Annotated in this window: 14 protein-coding genes and 1 other RNA gene; 4 read left to right on the top strand and 11 right to left on the bottom strand. The window is 70.8% G+C overall.

Annotation, left to right across the window (positions count from 1 at the left end):
- Positions 1-19: 19 nt before the first annotated feature.
- Together AMK24_RS16470 and AMK24_RS16475 are read right to left on the bottom strand one after the other, a co-directional pair.
- Entirely contained in the window at positions 20-1,084 is a 1,065-nt protein-coding gene (locus AMK24_RS16470; protein ID WP_073769488.1) for a hypothetical protein, read from the bottom strand.
- 109 nt (positions 1,085-1,193) lie between these two features.
- Complete coding sequence (locus tag AMK24_RS16475; protein ID WP_199876438.1) at positions 1,194-1,820, bottom strand: TetR/AcrR family transcriptional regulator; 627 nt, start codon at positions 1,818-1,820, stop codon at positions 1,194-1,196.
- A gap of 206 nt (positions 1,821-2,026) precedes the next feature.
- On the opposite strand from AMK24_RS16475, the gene AMK24_RS16480 reads away from it, so the two are divergent.
- The 3 genes from AMK24_RS16480 (at position 2,027) to AMK24_RS16490 (ending at position 5,205) form a co-directional block, all read left to right on the top strand.
- Complete coding sequence (locus AMK24_RS16480) at positions 2,027-3,427, top strand: MFS transporter (RefSeq protein WP_107427413.1); 1,401 nt, start codon at positions 2,027-2,029, stop codon at positions 3,425-3,427.
- 169 nt (positions 3,428-3,596) lie between these two features.
- Positions 3,597-4,223 carry a GNAT family N-acetyltransferase gene (locus tag AMK24_RS16485; protein WP_073769605.1) on the top strand — a complete coding sequence of 209 codons (627 nt, stop codon included), beginning with the start codon at positions 3,597-3,599 and terminating at the stop codon, positions 4,221-4,223.
- Positions 4,224-4,302: 79 nt separating this feature from the next.
- On the top strand, positions 4,303-5,205 hold the full coding sequence (locus AMK24_RS16490) for a glycosyltransferase family 2 protein (RefSeq protein ID WP_073769490.1): 903 nt from the start codon (positions 4,303-4,305) through the stop codon (positions 5,203-5,205).
- Between the two features lie 116 nt (positions 5,206-5,321).
- Here AMK24_RS16490 and AMK24_RS16495 read toward each other — a convergent pair whose 3' ends face one another.
- Together AMK24_RS16495 and rnpB are read right to left on the bottom strand one after the other, a co-directional pair.
- Complete coding sequence (locus AMK24_RS16495) at positions 5,322-5,834, bottom strand: GNAT family N-acetyltransferase (RefSeq protein WP_073769491.1); 513 nt, start codon at positions 5,832-5,834, stop codon at positions 5,322-5,324.
- 280 nt (positions 5,835-6,114) lie between these two features.
- Positions 6,115-6,522: RNase P RNA component class A (rnpB, locus tag AMK24_RS16500), an RNA gene on the bottom strand.
- 243 nt (positions 6,523-6,765) lie between these two features.
- Between rnpB and bglS the strand changes: the two genes are divergently transcribed.
- Positions 6,766-7,545, top strand: coding sequence for a beta-glucanase (gene bglS, locus AMK24_RS16505; RefSeq protein WP_073769492.1), 780 nt, complete (start codon positions 6,766-6,768; stop codon positions 7,543-7,545).
- 58 nt (positions 7,546-7,603) lie between these two features.
- On the opposite strand, the gene AMK24_RS16510 is transcribed toward bglS, so the two are convergent.
- From AMK24_RS16510 to AMK24_RS16540, 7 genes are all read right to left on the bottom strand, one after another.
- Complete coding sequence (locus tag AMK24_RS16510) at positions 7,604-8,872, bottom strand: ABC transporter permease (protein WP_073769493.1); 1,269 nt, start codon at positions 8,870-8,872, stop codon at positions 7,604-7,606.
- Positions 8,869-9,567 (bottom strand): ABC transporter ATP-binding protein, encoded by a 699-nt coding sequence (locus tag AMK24_RS16515; RefSeq protein ID WP_073769494.1) that lies wholly within the window; start codon positions 9,565-9,567, stop codon positions 8,869-8,871. Before AMK24_RS16515 ends, AMK24_RS16510 begins: the two co-directional genes overlap by 4 nt.
- Positions 9,564-11,018: a hypothetical protein gene (locus AMK24_RS16520; protein ID WP_073769495.1), complete on the bottom strand. Its 1,455-nt coding sequence runs from the start codon at positions 11,016-11,018 to the stop codon at positions 9,564-9,566. The genes AMK24_RS16515 and AMK24_RS16520 overlap by 4 nt, the downstream gene beginning before the upstream one ends.
- A gap of 108 nt (positions 11,019-11,126) precedes the next feature.
- Positions 11,127-11,684 carry a hypothetical protein gene (locus tag AMK24_RS16525; RefSeq protein WP_143203713.1) on the bottom strand — a complete coding sequence of 186 codons (558 nt, stop codon included), beginning with the start codon at positions 11,682-11,684 and terminating at the stop codon, positions 11,127-11,129.
- Positions 11,681-12,637, bottom strand: a complete 957-nt coding sequence (locus AMK24_RS16530) for a hypothetical protein (protein WP_143203714.1) — start codon at positions 12,635-12,637, stop codon at positions 11,681-11,683. The genes AMK24_RS16525 and AMK24_RS16530 overlap by 4 nt, the downstream gene beginning before the upstream one ends.
- Positions 12,638-12,700: 63 nt before the next feature.
- Positions 12,701-12,997 carry a hypothetical protein gene (locus AMK24_RS16535; protein ID WP_073769498.1) on the bottom strand — a complete coding sequence of 99 codons (297 nt, stop codon included), beginning with the start codon at positions 12,995-12,997 and terminating at the stop codon, positions 12,701-12,703.
- 647 nt (positions 12,998-13,644) lie between these two features.
- Positions 13,645-14,406 (bottom strand): twin-arginine translocation signal domain-containing protein, encoded by a 762-nt coding sequence (locus AMK24_RS16540; RefSeq protein WP_073769606.1) that lies wholly within the window; start codon positions 14,404-14,406, stop codon positions 13,645-13,647.
- Position 14,407 lies beyond the last annotated feature (1 nt).

A 14,407-nucleotide genomic window follows, 5' to 3' on the forward strand; every position in this document is an offset into this window, starting at 1 on the left:
CCGCCCTCCGGGGCCGGACTCAGCCGACGGCGCCCTCGGCCCCGACGGGCTCCTTGGCCGAGGAGACGGCCGGGGAGACGGCCGGGGAGACACGGGCGTACCAGCGCTCCGTCTCCTCCGGGTCGAGGGTGCGTTCCAGCAGGACGTCGCCGCGCATGCCGGGGAAGAACCGGCCGGCGGGCCAGGACCGCCGGCAGGACGGCTCGTCCAGGACCAGCAGCCGGACGCCGTCGACCACCGGGATGCCGGCGGGCGCGCCCTCGTTCCCGATCGGTTCGCCGGTCGGGGCCGTCAGGTCGAAGGAGCCCTCGGTCGCCACCTGTCCGGGGGTCTCCCGGCAGACGGCCGCCTCCTGGGGCGCGGGGGCGCGGCCCTCCACATGGCCGCCGCCGATGAGCGCGTCGGCGAGCAGGGTGTGCAGCTGGAAGTTGTCCCCGACGCCGGACAGCCGCAGCAGGTAGCCGGTGCCGCTGGCCCGGTGGAGGACGACGAGCGGTTCGCCGTCCAGCACCATGAGGGCGTAGGCGAGGGAGGTGAACTCCTGGCCGGACGCCTCCGCCACGGTGGCGAGCAGCCGCAGCAGCCCGCTCCGGTCGGCGACCCCGTCGCGTACCGCACGGTCGTTCAGCAGGGCGACGGCCGCCGACTCCCACGAGCGGAGCGTCCACCACCCGAGCGCCGGATCGAGCCCCGTACGCTCGACGGCCTCCGCGTCCGGGCCCCCGTCGTCCGGCACGGGGAAGGCTCCGCCGCCGCTGGCGGCCCACGCCCCGGCGAAGGCGGCGGCCTGCTCCAGGGCCCACCGCAGACCGGCCAGGACGCCCGGGGCGCAGCGCCCGGGGTCGGCGCCGCGCTCGACGCACGCCCCGACGAGGACGGCGACGACGGCACGGGGGCCGGGGGGCGCCTGCTCCAGCACGGCGGCGAGCCGCGGCCCGCCGTCCAGCAGCTCCGACTCCCGGGCCTGGCCGAAGGTCTCCTGCAACCGGCCGAACGCCTTGCGGAACCGCTTGGCGTCCTGCGCCGTCACCGCGGACTCGAAGTCGGCGACGGCACCCCCGAACCCGGCTTTACCGAATATCATTCCAGCACTTTATCGATGGTCCGCCGGGGCCACGAAGCCGGTCGCCGCCCCGCGTCCACCGCCCCTCACCGCCCCGAGTCCCCGGCGTCGCGGGAAGGCCCCGGGCCTCTCACCGCACGAACACCCCCGCCCGCGCCGCCGCGACGGCAGCGGCGGCGGCGCGGTCGGCCGCCGCCTCGTCCAGCGGGGCGCCACTGGCCAGCAGCCGGTAGTAGAGGGGCGCCGACACCGCAGCGACGACCTCGCCCGGATCGGTGCCCACGGGCAGTTCCCCGCGCTCGACCGCCGCCTCCACGCAGCCCGACCACTCGCCGATCCGCACCGCGTAGAAGCGGTGCAGAGCCTCGGCGGTCCGCCGGTCGCAGGTGGCGGCGGCGATCACGGCCGCGAAGAGAGCCCCCTGCCGGGCGTCGGTGAGCGTACTCACCACGAGGCGGGCGTTGGCCCGGAGGTCCTCGGCGATCGACCCGGTGTCGGCGCGCGGCGCCGACTGCTCCGCCATGTCCGAGAGCAGGTCGGCCACCAGTCCCGCCGGGTGGGACCAGCGCCGGTAGACGGTCGTCTTGCCGACCTCGGCCCGCCGGGCGACGTCGGCCAGGTCGAGCCCGTCGAATCCGTGCTCGGCCAGCGCGTCCCCGGCCGCGCGCAGCACCGCCTCCCGTACGCGGGCGGTACGGCCGCCGGGGCGCACCGTCCCGGGCTCCAGGCCGTCCGCGTCCGAACCTTCAGAAGTCATAACGGGTCTCCAGTTCCATTAACTCCACCACCCCTGTTACGGTGACACCACCTTAACGGAACCACGGAACCGTTAACGAGTCCCCTGCTCAGGAAGGCGTCCTCGCCATGCCCGCATCCCGTACCGCTCCCGGTACCGCCGCCGACACCGGCCCCGCTCCCACGGGACGGGCGGCGGCCGGTCCGCGCCCCGCCCCCGCCTCCCGCATGACCGGCCGCCAGAAGCTCGTGCTGGCCCTGCTGCTCGGCTCCCAGTTCATGATCGCGGTGGACTTCTCGATCCTGAACGTGGCGCTGCCCGTCGTCGGGGAAGGGCTCGGTTTCTCCCTGGCCCACCTCCAGTGGATCGCCACGTCCTTCGCGCTCGCCGCGGCCGGATTCACCCTCCTCTTCGGACGCGTCGCCGATCTCGTCGGCCGCAAGAACCTGTTCATCGGGGGCATGGCCGTCCTCGGCCTCTCCTCCGCGCTCGGCGGCCTCGCCGCCACCCCCGAGGTCCTGCTCACCGCCCGCGTGCTCCAGGGCCTGGCCACCGCGGCCGTCACCCCCGCCGGGCTCGCGCTGCTGACGACCGCATTCAAGGAGGGGCCGCTGCGGGAACGCGCGCTCGGACTCAACGGGGCCCTGATGTCGGCCGGGTTCACCGCCGGGGCGATCCTCGGCGGCCTCCTGACGGACCTGCTCTCCTGGCGCTGGGCCTTCCTCGTCAACGTGCCGGTCGCCGCCCTGGTGGTGATCCTCGCTCCGTCCGCGATCACCGACTCCCGGCCGGACCGGCGGCCCCGGCTGGACGTGCCCGGCGCGGTCACCGTCACCGGCGGGCTGCTGCTGCTCGTCCTCGGCCTCAGCCGGGCCGCCGAGACGGGCTGGACCGCCCCCGGCACCCTCGGCGCCCTCGCCGCCGGGGCCGTGCTGCTGGCCGCGTTCGTCTCCATCGAACGGCGCGCCGCCGCCCCGCTCGTCCCGGTCCACATCCTCAAGCGGCGGAGCGTGGTGTGGGGCAACGCCGCCGGGCTGGCCGCCTTCGTCACCGAGACCTCGCTGGTGTTCCTGCTCACCCTGTACCTCCAGGAGGTCCTGGGCTACTCCGCGCTGGCCACCGGTCTCGCCTTCGGCGTCCTGGGCGTCGGCACGGTCGTCGGCGGGGTGCTCGGCGGGCGGGCGGTGGGCCGGTTCGGCAACCGCCGCGCCATCGTGCTGGGCGGGTCCGTCCAGGCCGGGGCCACCCTCACCCTGGTGGCCCTCGGTACGTCCGGCGCGTGGATCTGGCTGCTGCTGGCCGCCACCTTCGTCGGCGGCGTGGGCAACATGCTGATGATCGTCGGCTTCATGGTCACGGCCACCTCGGGGCTGCCGGACGAGGAACAGGGACGCGCCACCGGGCTGGCGACGATGACCCAGCAGGTCGGCATCGCCCTCGGCATCCCGGTGATGAGCGCGGTCGTCACCGCCCGGACGGGGGGCGCGACCGGCCCGGAGGCGGTGCTGTCCGGCGTCTCCACCGCCGTCCTCGTGAACTCCGCCCTGGTCCTGGCGGGCGCCCTGCTCGCCGGCCGCTTCCTCGCGAAAGGGGACCGGGCGGGGGCGGAGGAGGAGAAGGACGGCTGAGCGGACGGAGAAGGGCGCGAGCGGGCGAGGAGGGGGGCGGGTGAGAAAGGCCGGGCGGGCGAGGAAGCCGGGCGGGCCGGGAAAGGCCGGGCGGGTGGAGAAGGACCGGGCGGCCGGGGGCCGAGCGGCGTGGTGGACGGACCAGGACCGGCGGCGGGAGAATACGCCCATGGCGTCCGCCCCCGAACCCGACCCAGGCCCCGCCCCTGCTCCCGCCCCCACTGCGCTGACCGTCCCGAGCCTGTCCGCCGGCCCCGACTTCGTCCTGCGCCCCTGGGAGATGAGCGACGTCCCCCTGGTCCGCGAGGCGTCCCGCGACCCGTACATCCCGCTCGTCACCACCGTCCCGGCCCCTTACTCGGACGCTGCGGCCGAGGCGTTCGTCCGCCGGCAGTGGGAGCGCGCGGCGACCGGGGCGGGGTACCCGTTCGCCGTCGTCCGCTCCCGGGACCGGCGTCCGGTCGGCGCGATCGGGCTCTGGCTGCGCGAGCTGCCCGAGGGCCGCGCCTCGCTCGGCTACTGGCTCGTCCCCTCCGCGCGCGGCCGGGGCGTGGCCCGCGCCGCCCTGCGTACGGTGTCCGGGTGGGCCCTGCGCGACCTCGGCATCCCCCGCCTCCAGCTCTACATCGAGCCGTGGAACACCGCCTCCGCCCGGGTCGCGGAGGGGGCCGGCTTCCGGCGGGAAGGCCTGCTGCGCGGCCGGCAGCTGATCGGCGGCGAGCGGCGCGACATGGAGGTGTACGCGCTGCTGAACACCGACGGGCCCGCGGGTGGCCGGGCGGCGACCCCGGACTGAACGGCGAGGCGTTACGATCGCGGGCACCGCTGCCGACCACCAGTCGACGACCGGCAGCCGAGCACCAGGAGTACCGAACTTGTCCGCACCACGCATCGGCGTATCCATCGTGACCATGGGAGACCGCCCGCGAGCGGTCGAGGCGCTGCTGGCGTCGGTCGCCATGCAGGACGTCCGGCCCACCCGGCTCGTGATCATCGGCAACGGCACGACCCTCCCGGACTACGCCTCCACGCCCGGCCTGGAGGATCTCGACGGCGGGGTGACCACCATCGAGCTGCCGGAGAACCTCGGCTGCCCCGGCGGCCGGAACGAGGGGCTGCGCCGGCTCGCCGAGATCGGCGACGTGGACGTGGTGGTCGAGCTGGACGACGACGGCCTGCTGGTCGACAAGGACGTGCTGCGCCGGGTACGGGACCACTTCGCGGCCGACGACCGGCTCGGCATCGTCGGCTTCCGGATCGCCGACGAGCACGGCGAGACCCAGCGGCGGCACGTGCCCCGGCTGCGGGCGGGCGACCCGATGCGCGGCGGCCCGGTCACGGCGTTCCTCGGCGGCGGCCACGCTTTCTCCATGAGGATGCTGGCCCAGACCGGACTGTGGCCCGCCGAGTTCTTCTTCACCCACGAGGAGACCGACCTCGCCTGGCGCGCGCTCGACGCGGGCTGGAAGGTGGAGTACGACCCCGAGCTGCTGCTCCAGCACCCCAAGACGTCCCCCGCCCGCCACGCCGTCTACTACCGGATGACGGCCCGCAACCGCGTCTGGCTGGCCCGCCGCAACCTGCCGCTCCCCCTGGTCCCCGCCTACCTCGGCACCTGGACCCTGCTCACCCTCGCCCGCACCCGCGACCCGAAGGGTCTGCGCGCCTGGGCGGGCGGCTTCGCGGAGGGCGTCCGCACCCCGTGCGGCGAGCGGCGGCCGATGCGGTGGTCCACGGTCTGGCGGATGACCCGGCTGGGCCGCCCGCCGGTCATCTAGCCTCCGCGACCCCCGGGGGGCTCGGCCGGCCACAAAGCCGCCGAGCCCCCGGCCACGACCTCACGGCCCCGCGGACCCGCAGGCTCACGGCCTCACGGCCTCACGGGCTCACGGGCTCACGGGCTCCAGCGGTACAGCACATCGGGTTCGTTCTCCTCGTTGCGAGCGCCGTCGTCGAACGCGACGGCGGTGAACCCGTGCCGCTCGTAGAAGGCGCGGGCGGCGGTGTTGCGCTGGAACACGTACAGGCTCAGGGCGCCCTTCGCCGCACCGCGCACCTCGGCCAGCAGCCGGCTCCCGATCCCCCGCCGCAGCGCGTCCGGCCGCAGATAGAGGTGGTCCAGCTCCTCGTCCGCGTCGGTCCCCCCGCCGGCGAGCACGGCGAACCCGAGCGGTCCCCCGCCCTCCCCCGGCTCCTCTGCCACCCACACCCCGGTACTGGTGGGCAGTACCACGTGGGTCATCCAGGCGAGGGTGTCCTCGTCGCTGTGGACCCGGGCCAGATACGGCATGGCAGCGGCACGGGAGTCCAGGAAGACCCGTGTGACGGCCTCGGCGTCGGCGGGCGTCGCCGCGCGTATCCGTACGCCTTCGTGTGCGGGTCGGCGCCCGGCTTCATGATCCGCCATACAGGTGATCAAAGCACGGGGCGGGCCCCCACCGAAAGCACCACGGTTCAGGAAGGAAGCAGCGAGCGACAAGCACAGCGCGATATGCGGCACCTGACGCGCAGGGAGGTGCTGCCGCCGGTCGGCAACGCCGAGGGCCACTCCTACGTGCCCGGATCCCGCTGCCCCCGGGACGTCCTGGCGACGGCCGGCCTCCCGTCGGGTGTTCCGGGAGAGGCGAAGAAAAGGGAGAACCGCCCCCAGGCCCCTCGCGGGCCCCTCGTGCGGGGAAGCCTTGGGGCAGACGAGCCGGCCTGTACGCCGGGTTCTGTCGCCCGGTCGCCTCGCGGCGGCCGGGGAGACGGCCATCCATCTAGGACCGGCATTGCTGCCGGCCTCCTGCGGTCTACCCGTGAACTCGGGCGAGCAGCCCTCGAACGTTCACGCAGAGCCGTCCCGTTCCTGGCACGACCCCTCTTGACCTTGCTCCGAGTGGGGTTTACCTAGCCGCCTGAGTCACCTCAGGCGCTGGTGGTCTCTTACACCACCGTTTCACCCTTACCCGCGACCGGAGTCACGGGCGGTCTGCTTTCTGTGGCACTGTCCCGCGGGTCACCCCGGGTGGCCGTTAGCCACCACCCTGCTCTGTGGAGCCCGGACGTTCCTCGGGAGGATCCGGGGATCCTCACGCGGCCGTCCGGCCGACTCGTCTGCCGTACCGCCATCGTACCGGGCCGTCCGGGCGGCTCGACCGAGGTCCCCGCCCCTCCCCCGGCCGGAGTCCGTGCTCTCCCTGCCGAAAACGGAGGGCTCGGGCGGAGGGAGCGGTTTCCCGTACGCCGAGGGCGGGGCATCCGTGGCGGTCGTCGTCCTCCTCCCCCCGGCACAGACGTACCGTCAGCGGACGCCGAGCCTGTCCCGCCCATGGGTTTCACGGCACAAGGAGGCCGAGATGCACTCCCGCACGAGATCACGTCGGTTCCCCACACCTCGCTGGCTGCTGGCTCCGCTGGCCGCCCTCGCCCTGATCTTCCAGCCGATGACCGCCCCCGCGTACGCCGTCGGCGGCAGCTTCATCGACACCTTCGACGCCTACGACACCGGCCGCTGGCACAAGGCCGACGGCTGGTCCAACGGAGGCATGTTCAACGTCGGCTGGCGCGCCGACCACACCTGGTTCAACGGCGGCGTCATGGGCCAGAACCTCGACGTCGCGACCTGCCCCTCCGGCTGCTCGGGCAAGCCCTACGCCTCCGGGGAGTACCGCACCAACGAGCTGTACTCGTACGGCCGCTTCGAGGCCCGGCTCCAGGCGATCAAACGCGAAGGCGTCGTGACCGGGTTCTTCACGTACACCGGGCCGAGCGACGGTCAGCCCTGGGACGAGATCGACGTCGAGATCCTCGGCAAGAACACCACCCAGATGCAGACCAACTGCTTCACCGACGGCGTCGGCGGCCACGAGACCGTCATCGACCTCGGGTTCGACGCCTCCGCCGGGTACCACGACTACGCCATCGAGTGGTGGAACCAGGGCACCATAAACTGGTTCGTGGACGGCAAGCTCGTCCACCAGGAGAACGGCTCCCGCGGCCCGCTCCCCACCCGCCCGATGCGCATCATGACCAACCTGCGGCCGGGGATCGGCGTCGACGGCTGGCTCGGCCCGTTCACCTATCCGGGCACGCCGCTGACCGCCCGCTACGACTGGATCAAGTACACGAAGTACTGATGCCGGCCGAGGAAGCCAGCCGTCTCGCAGGTGCGGGTGGTGGTGGCCCCGAGGTGCGTCAGCGGCGCAGCGCCTCCACCGGCTGGATTCGGCTCGCCCGCCAGGCCGGGTAGAGGCCGGCCAGCAGGCCGGTCAGCAAGCCGATCATGGGAGCCATCGATACCGTCGCGGGGTGGATGACGGGGGTCCATTCCCGGGCGATGGCAACACCGACCACGGTCAACGTCCCCAGTGAGGTGCCCACCAGTCCGCCCAGGGTTCCCAGAGCAGCCGACTCGGTCAGAAACTGGACCGTGATGTGCCTGCCTCGCGCCCCCAACGCACGCCGCAGTCCGATCTCGCCCGTGCGCTCAAGCACCGCGACGAGTGTGGTGTTGGCGATGCCCACCGCGCCGATGAACAGGCAGATCGCGGCGAGGAGGAGGAAGAGCTGGTCCAGGTCGCTCGTGACCTTCGCGCGCAACGTTCTGGGGTCGGGCGGCGGGATGGCCTTGAAGTACTGCGGGTGAGCGGGGTCGAGGGCGGTGGCCGACTCTTCGGCCACCAGCCCGGCCGCGCCGAGGCGGGTCGATATCAGCATCCTGGCACCCTCTTTCGGAGGGCCCCAGAGGTGTTGGGCGGTCGACCGGGGAACCATGACGGACAGCAGGAGGTCCGCCTTCCGTTCGACGTCGTCGATGACACCGATCACGGTGAAAGCCTCGTCACCGATGAAAACCGCAGGCTGCGTCTCGACGGTGGAGATGCCGAGCCGCGCTGCGACCCCGGATCCGAGGACCGCGACACGCTGCCGCGTTCGGTCGTGCCATCGGTCGAAGACGCGGCCCTGACTCACTGAGGGTCCCGCGGCGTTGAGGACTCCCGAGGAGGCGGCCACGACCTGGACGTCTTCTCCGCCGCGGGAGCCGCCCACGGGTGCGGAGCGGACCGTACCGGTGTCCGGCAGCTGAACGGGCCAGTAGACGCCGGCGTGCTCGACTCCGTTGAGCCGTTCGACCCGCTGGTCGGCGTCGTCGGGGAACCCGAGGTCGACGAACGAGTTCTGGTCGTGGGCGATGTCCTCGACGGTCACTTCTGTCGCGCTGAGGGCGTTGAACCGCTCGTCGATCTGCGAAGAGGCTGTCGCGGTCAGGCCGAGTACAGCCACGAATGTGCCCACGCCGAGCACGGTACCCACCGATGTGAGCACCGAACGCGCGGGACGCTGCAGGATTCCGGCCAGGGACTCCGCCATCAGGTCCCGGGCCGAAAGCCGGGTGACGGGGAGGGGCTGAGGCCTACGGGAGGAGCGCCGCAGCCGGAAGCGCACGACTTGACGGCTCCTCATGTACGCGTGTCCTCCGTCAGTTCACCGTCGCGGATGGTGATGGTCCGTTCGCCCAATGCGGCCACGCCGGGATCGTGCGTGATGACCACCACCGTCATGCCGTCCGCGTGCAGTTCTTGAAGCAGTTCGAGAATGGAGAGCGCGGTGGACGTGTCGAGATTTCCCGTGGGCTCGTCGCACAGAAGAAGGGACGGCTGCCCGACCAGAGCCCGGGCGATGGCGACCCGCTGACGCTCGCCGCCGGACAGGGTGGATGGCAGGGCGTCCGTACGGTGCGCCAGACCGACGCGCGTGAGCGTGTCCCTGGCCCGTCGCGTTCGCTCCTTGCCGCCCGCACCGCGGTAGACGAGCGCGAGCGCCACATTCTCCCAGGCCGGGCGGTGGGGCAGGAGGTGGAACGACTGGAAGACGAAGCCGATGCGATGACCGCGCAGCGCGGTGCGTTCGCTGTCGCGCAGTCGCCCGGTGTCGAGTCCGTCGAGCCGGAACGTCCCTTGTGTGGGTGTGTCCAGAAGTCCGATGAGGTTGAGCAAGGTGGACTTCCCCGCTCCGGACGGCCCTACCACCGTGACGAACTCGCCCCGCCTGACCACCAGGTCGCAGGGCCGCAAGGCCGTCACGGGCGGGGGGCCGCCGTATGTCAGGCCCACCCCCTCCAGATGGATCACCGGAGGCGTCTGCTCCGCGGCGGTCACCGGGGCGTCGCCCCGGCAGGTGAGAGACCCCGAGCGCCGATCACGACTTGTTCGCCCTCGGCCAGACGATGGCCGGCGAGCGGACGGACCTCGACATATCCGTCCCCCGTGGTTCCGGTCGTGACCGTGACCTTCCGGTCGGCGCCGGTCGCGGCCGCCACCGTCACCGACGTCGCTCCGTCCACGCCCGCCGTGACCGCGGATACGGGAACGACCAGTGCCTTTCCCTTCGTGGAGGCCGCCCGCACGGTCAACCGCACGTCCTGACCGGCGAGCTCCGAGGGCAGTTCCTTCGTGGGCTTGACGACGGTGAGGTAGCCCCCCGGGTTCGCCCCGGTCTGCGGCCCGTCGGGATTGCCAGGCTGTTCCTGCTGCATGGTGTCGGAGACGGACGCGATGGTGGCCGCGGCGGTGAGGCCGGTGGCCTCGGAAAGGATCTGCACCTGCAGACCTGGGCTCACCAGTTCCTTCTGATGCTGTTGCAGGTAGCCGTTGACGATCAGCTCCCCCGCGGAGACGGTGAGGACCTTGCCGGTGACCACAGCGCCGACCTTGGCACTGACACCGTCCACCCGTGCGGGGAAGCCTGCGAGGAAGACGACCTCGGATGCCGGGAGGATCGGACCGTTTCCGGCCTGCGCGTCGGCCAGCCTCTCGCGCGCTCGGCGAAGGTCTTCCTGGGCTCGCTGGACCACCCGGGTCGGCGGAGTGACCGGATTCCCGGAGTCTTCCGGGGCCTCGGTCCCGCCGGAGGGCTGGGGGCGAAGAGGCCGCTCCGTCTCAGAGGCGGAGGAGGCGCTCAGATCCTGCGCGTCCTCCAGCGCCCGCTCCGCCTGGGTCACCGCTTCATTCGCCGCACCGACTTCCGCGTCCCCGTCGGGTTCGGCGGGCAGGGGGTCGTAACCGAGGCTTGCGTAGAAGGCGGAGAGAGCGGTCTTCGTGCCGACGCCGAAATGCCCTTCTCGGTCCTTGCCCGTGCCATGGCCCATGCGTCCGAGAGCAGCCTGCAGTTGCGCGACATCGTCGCCGTCCATCCCCGGCTTGAGGTCCCGGTACACCGGCAGTCGTCCCGGCAGCGCGAAGACCGGACGGCCTGAGACCTCCAACAGGACCTGACCGGACTCGAATCGCTCACCGGCCTTGACGCGGAGCTTCGTGACCACGGGGGCGGACGCCTCCGCGGATGATCCCGTGGGCGCGACGTCCACCGACTGTTCGGCCGTCACCGCCCCGCGGACGATCACGGAGTCCGTGAGAACCCTGTACTCGACAGGCGCGGTGATCACACTGGCGGGCGGCGCGGCCGAGTCGACCGCGGCCTGGGCCGGCGACTGGACGACCTGAGTGGCCGCCAAGCCCGCCGCCGAGACCAGCACTGCCCCGACGGCGACCCCTACGACCCATCGGCGCCGCGAGCCGGTGACCGGCTCGGGCGATTCGTTCTCCGGCACGTGACTCCCTCCCCTTGTGTTTCCTCGTACTGCGGCTTCACTACCGCGTGGGACCCGGCGTACCGCGACGAAGCCCCGGCCGCGCTCGATCGCCGCACGATGGCACCCCTAATTGCCTGCGAGGCCCGCGACAACGCCCTGATGCAGATCGACCGGCGCCTGGGCGATGACGGCACTATGACCGAGGCACTGTGCCCGCACGGAGGGATCGGACGGGCCGACCGAACACCGGGCAGCGGAATAGCCGCGCTCGGCGTCGAGGATCTTGTCCGCCACCAGCCGAAGTGTCGCGTACTTTCCCGCGCCCTCGATCTGTTTGACCGCCGCCCGCGCGACGCCCGCCGTCTCCTCGACCGCTTGCGCGCAGTCACTGGTGAAGAGCTTCGGCGAGGCCGACGAGCAGGGGGAGTTCGTTCCTTCACCGAAGGTGTTCCGGAGATGATTGATCTTCGGGTCGAGGTGCTCCTTGAGATCCTGCGCGTCGGCGACAGCGCGAGGCGCCACATCTTTCGGCCCGGGATCTTCCGGCTCGGGCTCGGATGCTCCTGGCTTCGCCGAAGCGTGGGTCGAGGGCATGCCGTCGGGGGACGCTTCGCCGGAGGTGGTCGAACATGCGGCGAGCGGCCAGACGAGCAGCATCAGGATGGAAGCGGTTGTTTTCCTCATGAGTTCTTCCCGGACAGCACGTCGGACGCGTTCTTCAGAGAACGGTCCGTCTCGGTCCGCCCCTCGGTGAGGATCTCTTCCTTCTTCCCGATCATGGTCTCCTGAATCACTGCCTCGACGGCACTCCAAATACCGATCAGATTTGTGTCGTACTTGCACGTGATGTCCGCCGCCGCGACGGTTTTTTCCTCGGGCGTGGGTTCGTCGCCCCCCATGGTTTCCAGCGGATCGAGCGGGGAGTCGAAGTCGTATCCGGATTTTTTCATGCAAGCCGACCATTTCGCGATGGCCGCTTTGACTTTCTCGTCGTTCAGCGAAACCTGGAAGCTCGCCATGTTGATGTCATTGGCGGGGCGGTTGGAGAGTCCGTTCCCGATCTTCCGCTTGGATTCCCCGGAACAGCCGCCCTCCGGTATCTCGACACCGTTGACCTCGGCGCCACGTTCCACCTTGCGGGTGGGATCCGAGTCGCCCAGGAAGACGCGAGTGGCGGCATCGCTCATCTGGGCGCTGGGAGGCTGTCCCGTAGCGTCCTCCACCATCGGCGCCCCTGTCCCGTAGCCGTACTGCGACGCGATCGCCCGATCCACGATGCCGTACCGGCGTGACCTGTTCGCGGCATTGTCCTCGGGGGCGCTCCGCTGCCCGGAGGAGGCGCTCCATGAATAGTCGAAGCCGAATCTCGCCATGCAGTCCTTGGCGAGGACACGAGAGGCCCTCAGGATCTGATCTTTTTCTCTCTGAGAGACCAGATACCCTTCGATCGGCAGGGCAGGAATGGTGGCCGAGTCAATCTTGGGGGTCTGCGAAGGCTCCGGATACTTCACATTCAACTGCCCCTCGCCGCCCGCCGCGTCATCCGCCTTCCCACCGGCCTCCGAGCATCCAGCGACCAGGGAAAGCGCAAGGAGCGATCCGAGAATTCCACATGCGCGGAGTTTGTGCTTCAGCACGACTACCGTCCGATCCAGGGTCCCCGGGCCGGCCGAAAGCCCGGCCGGCCCGGCGTTACCTAATTAGCATTCACCGCAGACGCGCGCCTGCGAGGCGTTGTCGTTGTAGGTCGCACTGAGGTTTCCGAAGTAGGTTCCCCAACCGTACGGGTCCCACTCGTCCGCCGGTCCGGTCCAGCCACTGTTGTAGAAGACACGCGTACTGGTGTCGTTGTAGTTGTAGACGGAGGCGGCGTTGTTCTTCACCTTCTGGCCGTAGCCGGCGGAACCGGAACCCTCCGAGTAGGTGAAAGGAAGGCAGCCCTGAGAAGAGCAGTGAGGGGAGTAGTCGTAGTTGTGGACCTTCCCGAAGATCCCCACCTTCGCGCCCTTGAGATTTGAATTGAAGTAGACACAGAGAGGGAAGTTGCCATTTCTACCGCACTTGTACACAGTGCCGTCAGAAGGATGGTCCCCGTATGCAGCAGAACTGGAAGGGGCGCTCATCATGAGCGCCGCAAGGGCGCCGGCAAGAACGATACTGACCGATCTCATACGCATTTCAGACCCCATTGATTCACACGGACGTGGATTGACCGAAGCCCAGCTCAAACCCTTTCGACCTGTGGCCGACCGGCTGAGCACACGAACTCCGTTCGCGACGCGATTGAATCCGAGGGGATGTGCACAGTTGCGCGCACCATAAAATACTGAATCGCCTGCACAAAAAGTCCAGGTAGGACAGTGCGACCCAAGCCCCCCCGGGCCGACCGACATCGTTGATGAACTCTACTCAGGAAAAGTTCAATCAGCTACATAAAAATGCAGAGCCGTGAACGGAAAAGACCCTCACAGCCCACAATCGCCCCGATCGTCGGCCATGCGCCCCATACCGTCACGCTTCTTGACGACTCGTCCTGGTGCGGGGGCCTCCCGGCGTCGGCTACGGGTTTCGCCACCCGAACCGCGCCGGAAGGCCCGCATCCATGCCGAGACCGCTCAAACGCCCGGGGCCCCGTGCAATGGCGTCAGGACGCGTTCCTCTGACGACGGGCGAGGGCGTCTGCGGCGGCGCGGCGGCGCTTGTCGTGGATGTCCACGAGGACGCCGGCGCCCGCGCCCGCGGTCATCTCGCGAACCCGGAGACGTTCGGCGACAGCTGCCAGGCGAGGGTCGTCGGGACCAACGGCGAGATAGAGGAGAGCCTCGTCGACGTTGCGGTCGTCACCACCCCAGCGGACCACCCCGTCGAGCTCGGCGAGGACATCGCGGAGAACCGCGAGTTCGAGGGGGAAGTATCCGCCCTTGGTGCCGGGAGGGTAGTGGCCGGGGCGGATACGGACGGCGGTACCGGAGGCCAGGTTGCGGGCCGGGCCACGAAGCCCCTTCTGCGGCGTCCAGCCGACGACCTCACCCGGACGGAGCGCGGCGATCTCGTAGTGGAAGCGTCGGACGAGGTGGACGAGGACGACCTCGGGAGCGCCGAGCCGGATCTGGAGGTCCGTCACCGGGGTGCCCGGAACGGGCCGGGTCGCGATGGAGCCGCCTTGGTCGGCGGCCGTCTCCATGTCCCACCCGTTGGTCGAACGAGCACCGGCGAGGAGTCGCTGGTTACGGGCCTCGGCCCGTGCGACGCCCTCGCGAACGGCCTTGGGGAAGGCGTAATCCCGCGGTTCGGCAGCGTACGCCGGGGAAGCCAGGGCCTGCGAGTGCGGGAGCACTGCTGCGGCGGCGCCGACGGCGGCGGCGCGCAGCAGGAATCCTCTGCGGGACAGCGGGGTGGAGGGGATG

This window comes from Streptomyces sp. CB02366, assembly GCF_001905905.1.
Classification (GTDB): Bacteria; Actinomycetota; Actinomycetes; order Streptomycetales; family Streptomycetaceae; genus Streptomyces.

What these genes read in the sequence shown, in the direction of transcription:
- AMK24_RS16495 (WP_073769491.1), bottom strand. Translation starts at nt 5,834, where the DNA reads ATGGCGGATCATGAAGCCGGGCGCCGACCCGCACACGAAGGCGTACGG.
- AMK24_RS16525 (WP_143203713.1), bottom strand. Translation starts at nt 11,684, where the DNA reads ATGAGGAAAACAACCGCTTCCATCCTGATGCTGCTCGTCTGGCCGCTC.
- AMK24_RS16480 (WP_107427413.1), top strand. Translation starts at nt 2,027, where the DNA reads ATGACCGGCCGCCAGAAGCTCGTGCTGGCCCTGCTGCTCGGCTCCCAG.
- AMK24_RS16475 (WP_199876438.1), bottom strand. Translation starts at nt 1,820, where the DNA reads ATGACTTCTGAAGGTTCGGACGCGGACGGCCTGGAGCCCGGGACGGTG.
- bglS (WP_073769492.1), top strand. Translation starts at nt 6,766, where the DNA reads ATGCACTCCCGCACGAGATCACGTCGGTTCCCCACACCTCGCTGGCTG.
- AMK24_RS16470 (WP_073769488.1), bottom strand. Translation starts at nt 1,084, where the DNA reads ATGATATTCGGTAAAGCCGGGTTCGGGGGTGCCGTCGCCGACTTCGAG.
- AMK24_RS16485 (WP_073769605.1), top strand. Translation starts at nt 3,597, where the DNA reads ATGGCGTCCGCCCCCGAACCCGACCCAGGCCCCGCCCCTGCTCCCGCC.
- AMK24_RS16510 (WP_073769493.1), bottom strand. Translation starts at nt 8,872, where the DNA reads ATGAGGAGCCGTCAAGTCGTGCGCTTCCGGCTGCGGCGCTCCTCCCGT.